This is a genomic window from Actinokineospora sp. (assembly GCF_050699995.1).
Taxonomy (GTDB): domain Bacteria; phylum Actinomycetota; class Actinomycetes; order Mycobacteriales; family Pseudonocardiaceae; genus Actinokineospora.
In genome coordinates this window covers 1-7,740 of record NZ_JBOHGC010000654.1, presented here as the reverse complement: position 1 = coordinate 7,740, position 7,740 = coordinate 1, and the positions used below count along the sequence as shown (strand labels likewise).

General features: G+C 70.1%; 11 protein-coding genes and 1 pseudogene. 4 read left to right on the top strand and 8 right to left on the bottom strand.

Translation table 11 applies throughout. The annotated features are described in order from the left end of the window. Positions 1–24: 24 nt before the first annotated feature. Positions 25–1,089 (bottom strand): class II fructose-bisphosphatase, encoded by a 1,065-nt coding sequence (gene glpX, locus ACRDSQ_RS31550; protein ID WP_431426172.1) that lies wholly within the window; start codon positions 1,087–1,089, stop codon positions 25–27. Positions 1,090–1,216: 127 nt separating this feature from the next. Between glpX and ACRDSQ_RS31545 the strand changes: the two genes are divergently transcribed. Beyond that, positions 1,217–1,792 carry a DUF4245 domain-containing protein gene (locus ACRDSQ_RS31545; protein ID WP_431426171.1) on the top strand — a complete coding sequence of 192 codons (576 nt, stop codon included), beginning with the start codon at positions 1,217–1,219 and terminating at the stop codon, positions 1,790–1,792. Positions 1,793–1,927: 135 nt separating this feature from the next. On the opposite strand, the gene ACRDSQ_RS31540 is transcribed toward ACRDSQ_RS31545, so the two are convergent. Then, positions 1,928–2,092 carry a DUF397 domain-containing protein gene (locus ACRDSQ_RS31540; RefSeq protein ID WP_431426173.1) on the bottom strand — a complete coding sequence of 55 codons (165 nt, stop codon included), beginning with the start codon at positions 2,090–2,092 and terminating at the stop codon, positions 1,928–1,930. After that, a complete protein-coding gene (locus ACRDSQ_RS31535) occupies positions 2,076–2,924 on the bottom strand; it encodes a helix-turn-helix domain-containing protein (protein ID WP_431426170.1) in 849 nt (282 codons plus the stop codon). The genes ACRDSQ_RS31540 and ACRDSQ_RS31535 overlap by 17 nt, the downstream gene beginning before the upstream one ends. Before the next feature lie 132 nt (positions 2,925–3,056). Between ACRDSQ_RS31535 and ACRDSQ_RS31530 the strand changes: the two genes are divergently transcribed. Beyond that, positions 3,057–3,266, top strand: coding sequence for a hypothetical protein (locus tag ACRDSQ_RS31530; protein ID WP_431426168.1), 210 nt, complete (start codon positions 3,057–3,059; stop codon positions 3,264–3,266). 77 nt (positions 3,267–3,343) lie between these two features. After that, positions 3,344–3,649, top strand: a complete 306-nt coding sequence (locus ACRDSQ_RS31525) for a hypothetical protein (RefSeq protein ID WP_431426166.1) — start codon at positions 3,344–3,346, stop codon at positions 3,647–3,649. A 57-nt stretch (positions 3,650–3,706) separates the two neighbouring features. On the opposite strand, the gene ACRDSQ_RS31520 is transcribed toward ACRDSQ_RS31525, so the two are convergent. Genes ACRDSQ_RS31520 through ACRDSQ_RS31505 form a run of 4 tightly spaced genes read right to left on the bottom strand, consistent with a single transcriptional unit; the run spans position 3,707 to position 6,172 of the window. Next, on the bottom strand, positions 3,707–3,910 hold the full coding sequence (locus ACRDSQ_RS31520) for an exodeoxyribonuclease VII small subunit (RefSeq protein WP_091378514.1): 204 nt from the start codon (positions 3,908–3,910) through the stop codon (positions 3,707–3,709). Further along, the gene (locus tag ACRDSQ_RS31515) at positions 3,907–4,329 is read right to left on the bottom strand and encodes a sugar ABC transporter substrate-binding protein (RefSeq protein WP_431426164.1); all 423 of its coding nucleotides are present in this window, start codon (positions 4,327–4,329) and stop codon (positions 3,907–3,909) included. Before ACRDSQ_RS31515 ends, ACRDSQ_RS31520 begins: the two co-directional genes overlap by 4 nt. Positions 4,330–4,331: 2 nt before the next feature. After that, entirely contained in the window at positions 4,332–5,576 is a 1,245-nt protein-coding gene (gene xseA / locus ACRDSQ_RS31510; protein ID WP_431426163.1) for an exodeoxyribonuclease VII large subunit, read from the bottom strand. Further along, on the bottom strand, positions 5,573–6,172 hold the full coding sequence (locus ACRDSQ_RS31505) for a lipid droplet-associated protein (RefSeq protein WP_431426162.1): 600 nt from the start codon (positions 6,170–6,172) through the stop codon (positions 5,573–5,575). Before ACRDSQ_RS31505 ends, xseA begins: the two co-directional genes overlap by 4 nt. 98 nt (positions 6,173–6,270) lie before the next feature. On the opposite strand from ACRDSQ_RS31505, the gene ACRDSQ_RS31500 reads away from it, so the two are divergent. After that, positions 6,271–7,230, top strand: a complete 960-nt coding sequence (locus ACRDSQ_RS31500) for a 4-hydroxy-3-methylbut-2-enyl diphosphate reductase (protein ID WP_431426160.1) — start codon at positions 6,271–6,273, stop codon at positions 7,228–7,230. A 202-nt stretch (positions 7,231–7,432) separates the two neighbouring features. On the opposite strand, the pseudogene ACRDSQ_RS31495 reads toward ACRDSQ_RS31500, so the two are convergent. After that, a pseudogene (locus ACRDSQ_RS31495) lies at positions 7,433–7,740 on the bottom strand (DUF6542 domain-containing protein); the annotation flags it as partial.

Sequence of the window (7,740 nt, the reverse complement as noted above, 5' to 3'; positions counted from 1 at the left end):
AGTCGAGCGGGCCGCGACCTGGGCTTACGGCAGCGGCGGCAGTTCGTGCTCGTCGTCCTCCGCCGAGCGGTCGAAGTCGACCGACGCGTACTCGCGCAGCTTGGTCAGCCGGTGGAAGCCGTCGATCATCCGGACCGTGCCGGACTTCGAGCGCATCACGATGGACTGCGTGGTGCAGCCGCCCGCCCGGTAGTGCACGCCGCGCAGCAGGTCGCCGTCGGTGACGCCGGTGGCGCAGAAGAACACGTTGTCGCCGCCGACCAGGTCGTCGGTGAACAGCACGCGGTCGAGGTCGTGGCCCGCGGCGATCGCCTTCTCCCGCTCGGCGTCGTCCTTCGGCCACAGCTTGCCCTGGATCGCGCCGCCCATGCACTTGAGCGCGGCCGCGGCGATGATGCCCTCGGGGGTGCCGCCGATGCCGAGCAGCAGGTCGACGCCGGTGTTCGGGCGGGCCGCGGAGATGGCGCCCGCGACGTCGCCGTCGGAGATGAAGTGGATGCGCGCGCCCGCCTCGCGGACCTCGTGCACCAGGGAGTCGTGGCGCGGGCGGTCGAGGATGCACACCGTCACGTCGGACACGTCGCTGTGCTTGGCCTTCGCGACCCGGCGGATGTTCTCCGCGACCGGCGCGGTGATGTCGACGACGTCGGCCGCCTCGGGCCCGACCGCCAGCTTCTCCATGTAGAAGACCGCCGACGGGTCGAACATGGCGCCGCGCTCGGCGACCGCGAGGACCGCGAGGGCGTTCGGCATGCCCTTGGCCATCAGGGTGGTGCCGTCGATCGGGTCGACCGCGACGTCGCAGTCGGGGCCGTCGCCGTTGCCGACCAGCTCACCGTTGTAGAGCATGGGCGCTTCGTCCTTCTCGCCCTCGCCGATGACCACGATGCCGCGCATGGACACGGTGTGCACGAGCTTGCGCATGGCGTCGACCGCGGCCTGGTCGCCGCCGATCTTGTCGCCCCGGCCGACCCAGCGGCCCGCCGCCATCGCGGCGGCCTCGGTGACCCGGACCAGTTCCATCGCCAGGTTCCGGTCGGGTGCTTCCCGCCGACGCGAGGGGGTAGCGCTGGTGGTCGAGGTGGTCATTCTGCCTCCCGGATCGGCGCGGCCTGCGGTGTGAGACCACCTCGCATCCTCCCAGATCGGAGGGGCTGAGGAGGAATCGCCGGGGGCGTGCCCCTCGTCACGAAGCGCCGCCTGCGACGATGGGACGGTGGCCCCTCCCCAGCGCCCCGACCGGGCATCGCACACCGCTCGCGACATGCTGTTGTCGCTGCTGGCCCTGTTGCTGATCATCGGGTCGCTGCTCGTGTTCAACCGCGGGTGCTCGTTCAGCCCCGGCCCGCCCGAGGCCGACCCGGCCACCGCGCCCACCGTCGACGCCGCCGTCGACCTCGCCCGCTACGCCCGCACGGCCGACTTCGCCATCCGGTTCCCGGCCGTCCCGGGTCAGTGGCGGGCGAACTCGACCAGTTCGGGGCCGGTCGACCCGGTCTCGGTGGTCGTGCGGGTGGGGTGGATCACCCCGGGGCACTTCGTCCAGCTCAGCCAGTCCAGCGCCGCGCCCACGGAGGTCGTGAAGGTCGAAACGGACCGGGAGTCAGCGCCGACGGGCGAGGTCGAGGCGGGCGGCCGGTCGTGGCAGGTCTACCCAGGCCGCCGCGACGAGCGCGCGTGGGCCATGGAGCTGGACGGCGTGACGCTGGTGATCACCGGCAGCGGAACCGAGGATGAGTTCCGGACCCTGGCCGCCGCCGCTCTCGCGGCCACCCCGCTGCCTCGCGACTAGTTTCTGTCGTGAGGTGCGTTGCTCGGTGCTGGGTGGGCGCGGGTCAACGCGAGCTGAGCGAAGCGAAGGAGAAACCTGTCCCCCGGGCGACGCGGCACTCCGGCCAGCCTCAACCGACTGCCCTTCCAACCGGTGTCAGCGAGTGACTCGGCCGAACTTCGCGGCGGCGACCAGGGCGGCCAAGTCGACAGACAAAGCCCCACCAGAGGGATTCTTTGAGTCTCTGACCTGGCCCGTGTTGCTCACCTGGATACAGTTGCTTGTAGAGCCTGATCGGCTCGCCTTACGCCACACCACCATCTGCACGCATCTCCTCAGCCACGGTCGCGATGAGCTGAGTTGATTCTGTCGCGCCCATCGAAACGGCGCGAAGCCGGGCGACGGCATCCCCGTAGGGCGTGGCCTCGTCTCGATCAAGGAACATGGCTGTGCGCAGCAGCTCGACGTGTGCAACCGGGCGCGCGACAGGGAACCTGATGACCATGAACGCGCCGATGAGTCCTGCGTGCGGAATACATTCTGGGACCACATGGATCGTGACATTCTGCGCGTCGGCGATCCGCACCACGGACCGCAGTTGGTCGGCCATCACGGCCCTGCCACCGAATGGCGTCCGTAGGGCCGCCTCGCCGATGATCGCCGTGTATTGAACAGGCCCACTGAGAACCTGCTGCCTGCGGAGGCGCGCCATGAGCCGAACTTCGACGTCGCTCGGGTCGATACCGTCGGACAGCATGTACGCACGGCTGTAGTCCATCGTCTGAAGAAGCCCTGGAATCAAGGCAGGCGTCCAGTCCAGGAGCGCTGATGCTTCGGCCTCGTAGCTGGCGAGTGTGCCGGACTCGGTCGGCACCCCCGGGAGAGTGCGCTCCCACCACCCAGGCTCATCGGCCGCACGGGCGCGGCCGATCAGATCGTCGCGCCGAGAGTCGGTGATCCCGTATACCGCGAGAAGCGACGCTACTTCCTCGGGCTCGATGTTGCGTTTGCCGTTCTCCAGGTTCGACAGCAACGACTTGGACCAGCCAAGACTGGCGGCGACCGCCGTGACCGACTGACCAGTCGCCTCCCGAATCTTGCGGAGTTCAGCACCGATGCCTCGCTCACGGGCGCCAGGAGCCTTGCGTGGCATGTGGATGTCCCTTCACCTGTTCGCCGACTTGCACACGTTTCGGAAACGCGCGATCGTTGCCGCAACGCGACAGACTGACTGAAACAAGAGCATTCCACAGGCGGTCAGGTGTCGCGCCTTGGAGGTGATCACGTGCGTAGGTCGGAGTGGGAGTGGCAGCAATCGGAGGGCACGCTGCACGCCGCGCTGGTCGGGGGTGCCCGGTATCGGTTCTGCCCCGGCGACGAAGTCCGTTGCGTGTGCGGAGTCGACCTGGTGCTGACCGTCGAGGACTTTCCGCGCCGGCCGCAAGGGACCCGCACGTGCACCGAATGCACCCGCCTGCTGGTGGCAGCCAGGTGACCGCCCATCGTGCCGAGTGCGCCGCGCGAGAACGCTCCGATCCCACCTACTTGACTCCGTCACCCGAAGGACTGGAAATGCGCCACAACGTCGACAGAGTCGGAACGACCACCCCGCTGATCAATCTCGACCCCGACGACAGCCCCGAAGACGCGGCGAGCGTGATCGCGTTGCTCGGCAGGCATCGCACCGAACTCACCGTCGTCCAAACCGCTGTCGCGGCCGGGACACTCACCGCGCGGATCGTCGCCGACTACCTCACCGCCACCGAACGCGCCGCCGCCGCTGTCCAACGGCATGTGGTCGCACCGCCGCCCGTGATCGACATCGGCCTCAAAATGGCCGCGCGGCAGGCATGGACCGCAGCGGTTCCGCCGACCTGAGCGGTACGGGACGAGCGCGAGCCCACCCGATGTCCGAGGTGCCCACCCGGTTCGCGGTCAGTCGGTTTCGGCCTCGACGGCGGCCAGGGCGGTCTCGACCCGTTCGCGGGCTCCCGCGAGGTGTCGGTCGCAGATCTTGGCCAAGGCCTCACCGCGTTCCCACAGGGTCAGTGAGTCCTCAAGGGACAGTCCGCCCGCTTCCAGCTTCGCCACGACGGACGCCAGTTCGTCGCGGGCCTGTTCGTATCCGGGCTCGGTCACCTTGCAGGACTCCTCGTTCGGTTGTGCGCGCGCACCAGGGCGGTGGCGACCGCCTGGTCGAAGCCGACGAAGGCCTCGGCGAAGTCTGCACCATCGCGGTCGGCCACCGCCTCCTCGATGCGGGTGCGGGCCCGGTCGATGCGCCCCCGGTGGTACGCGCCGTCGCCGTTCCACCAGGCAGTGCCCGCGTAGGTCGACGTCGCGTCGACGAGTTCGCGGAGCCTGCCGGGCAGCGACCGGCCCGCCGTGTCGCAGCCCGCGAGCAGCGCGGTCCAGCATTCGGCGGCCGCGGCGTCGGCGCGGGTGGCCGACGGGTGGAGCGCCGGGTGGCCCGAAGTGGTGGCGACGGTGAGCGGCAGGAACGACGGTTCCCGGTATGACACAGGGAGAACCGGCATCGGCCGGTCGGTCTCGCTCACGGCTACCTCCCTTCGGCGGGCGCGTCCCGATCGTCGGTGACGACCGCGTGCAGTGCGCCGTCCGCGACCCGGATCCGCAGACGGGTGCCCTCCGGAGCGTCCTCGATGGAGCGGAGAACCCGGGGAGTCCCGTCGGTATCGGTGAGCTGGACGACCGCATACCCGCGAGCAAGCGTGGCGGCTGGCCCCAGGGTCGTCAAGCGGGCCCGCGTCGCGGCGAGCGCCGACTGTTCCGCGGCGAGCCTGCCCAGCAGCGCGCGCCTGCCGCGTTCGGCGAGCGCGTCGACCTGCTCCGCGCGCCTGGCCAGCGGAGTCAGTGGGTCGGCGAGCACCGGCCTGCTGCGCAGCGAGTCGAGCAGGCGGCGTTCGCGGTCCACCCACCCGTGCAGGGCGCGGCGGGCACGATCACGCAGATGGCGTATCCGCGTGGACTCCTCCGCGACATCGGGAACCACCCGCTTGCCCGCGTCGGTCGGTGTCGAGCAGCGCAGGTCGGCGACGTGGTCGAGCAGCGGGGTGTCCGGCTCGTGGCCGATCGCGCTGATCACCGGTGTGCGGCAAGCGGACACCGCGCGGCACAGCGTCTCATCGGAGAACGGCAGCAGATCCTCCACCGAGCCGCCGCCGCGGGCGATCACGATGACCTCGACCTCCGGGTCTTTGTCCAAAACGGACAATGCGTCGAGCATCTGCGGCACCGACAAGGCCCCTTGCACCGCGACGTTCTCCACTCGGAAGTCGACGGCGGGCCAGCGGGCCTTCGCGTTCACCAGCACGTCGCGCTCGGCGGCGGACGCGCGACCGGTGATCAGACCGATCTTGCGAGGAAGGAACGGCGGGCGCTTCTTGCGCTTCGGGTCGAAGAGCCCCTCGGCGGCCAACAGCTTGCGCAACCGCTCGATGCGCGCGAGCAACTCGCCGATACCGACCGCGCGGATCTCGTCCGCGCGCAGGCTGATGGTGCCGCGGTTCATGAAGAACGTCGGCTTCGCGTGCACGACAACACGCGTGCCGTCGCTCAGCGGCGGCTCATGCAGGCGCAGCATCCCGGTCGGGCAGGTCACGGTCATGGACACGTCGGCGGCCGGGTCGCGCAGCGTCAGGAACGCCGTGCCGGTGCCCGGGCGGGCCGAGATCTGGGTGAGCTGGCCCTCGACCCACACGGTGCCCAACCGGTTGATCCACTCGGAGATCTTGCGGGCGACCGTGCGGACCGGCCACGGCTCTTCGGCTGTCGACCCCGTCACGTCTGGTCGCGCACCGTCGCGATGCGGCGGGTGAGCATGCCGACGAACGACGCCCGGTTCTCACTCGCCCGCTCGTAGGCCAGCGCCTCTTCCAGGTCGGCCACCGAGAACGCGCGCAGCCGGGCACGCAGCTGCGGCAGCGACAGCTCGTCGTAGTTCGGGATGGACGCCGGGGGAGTCACGGCCGCGGTGATCGCCTGCTCCTCCTGCTCCCACGGGTCCGCCGCCGCGGGGTCGTCCGGCACCTCGACCTCGGCCTGCTCGGCGACAGGCTCGTCGTCGATGTCATCGAGGTCATCGATGTCGTCGTCGGTGACGCGGTCGAACGCGGGCCGGCTCAGGTCGTAGCTGTCGACGTCCTCGTCGAAGGTCGCCCACTCCGGCGCCTCCTCGACCGGGCGCAGCGCGGCCAAGGCCTCATCGCCCTTGATGGCCAACTCGGTGACGTGCTGCTGGACGCGCATCGTCGCCTGCAGGGCCTGGCTGACCACGGTCACCGGAAGGCCCGCGATCTGGGTGGGCAGCTCGCGGGCACGCTCGACCGCGGTGGCCGCGAGCCCGGCCGCGAGGCGCAACGGCAGGGGGAGAGACTTCATGGTCCTAGCCTGCCCGAATCCGCCGGATCTGCACAGCGACGAGCCGTCGAGACACGGGCCACATCCGGCCTCGGCGGCACGCCCGTACCCTTGGAGTCATGAGTGCTCCGACCAAACGTGTCCTGCTTGCCAAGCCGCGCGGCTACTGCGCCGGGGTGGACCGTGCGGTCATCACCGTCGAGAAGGCGCTGGAGACCTACGGGCCGCCCGTGTACGTCCGCAAGGAGATCGTGCACAACCGCCACGTCGTGGAGACACTGCGCGAACGCGGCGCGATCTTCGTCGACGAGGCCGACGAGGTGCCCGAGGGCGCGCTCGTCGTGTTCTCCGCCCACGGCGTGTCCCCCGCGGTCCACGAGCAGTCGGCGGCGCGAAACCTGCGCACGATCGACGCGACCTGCCCCCTGGTGACCAAGGTCCACTTCGAAGCCAAGCGCTTCGCGAAGGAGGACTACGACATCCTCCTGATCGGCCACGAGGGCCACGAGGAAGTCGAGGGCACCGCCGGCGAGGCCCCGGACCACGTGCAGCTCGTCGACGGCCCGGAAGACGTGGACAAGGTCGTCGTGCGCGACCCGTCGAAGGTCATCTGGCTGTCGCAGACCACGCTGTCGGTCGACGAGACAATGGAACGCGTCGACCAGCTGCGCGAACGGTTCCCGGATCTGCAGAACCCGCCGAGCGACGACATCTGCTACGCCACCCAGAACCGCCAGGTCGCGGTCAAGGCGATGGCGCCGGAGTGCGACCTGGTACTGGTCGTGGGCTCGACGAACTCGTCGAACTCGAAGCGGCTCGTCGAGGTGGCGCTGCTGGCCGGGGCGCGGGCGTCATACCTGGTCGACTACGCGCATGAGGTCGATGAGGCCTGGCTGGAGGGTGTCACCACGGTCGGTGTGACCAGTGGGGCGTCGGTGCCGGACAACCTGGTCATGGACCTGCTGGCGTGGCTGGCGGAGCGCGGGTATGGCGAGGTCGAAGAGGTGACGACGGCGAACGAGAAGATCGCGTTCGCGTTGCCGCCCGAGCTGCGCAAGGACCTCAAGCCCGCGAAGTGACCTCTGGTCAAGAGAGCAGCGGGAAGTGCAGGGATTAGGTGCTCGATCCCTGTGCCGGCTTCAGCGTCGGCCTTGAATCGGGCATTGTTGATCTAGGAGTCGGCCTCGGCTGCGGTTCTTCGTTTCCTTTGGCCTTCAGTTGTTCTGAGTGCCCGATGAGGGCACTCGTCCAACCTGCCCTTCGGTGCGCTGGGGAAGGCGCTCAGCGCTCGGTGGGGCGGGGGCGGCGCGGGGGCTGGCGGTTGGGGTCGGGGCGTGGGGGTTTGCGGTCGGGCTGGCCTTCCCGGGGTTTGCCGGTGTCGCGGGCGCGGTTGGGGTCGCGGGTGCCTCGGGCGCGCGGGTCTTCGCGTGGGGGACGGGGGCGGCCCGCGGCTTCGTCCCTGGCGGGGCGGCGGGGGCGGTCTTCGCGGGCGGCTCGGTCTTCGCGGGCGGGCTTGTCGGCCGTGGGGCGGGCAGGCTTGCGTTCGTCGCGGGTCGGGCGGGCGCCTCGGGGTGGGTCTTCGCGGGGGG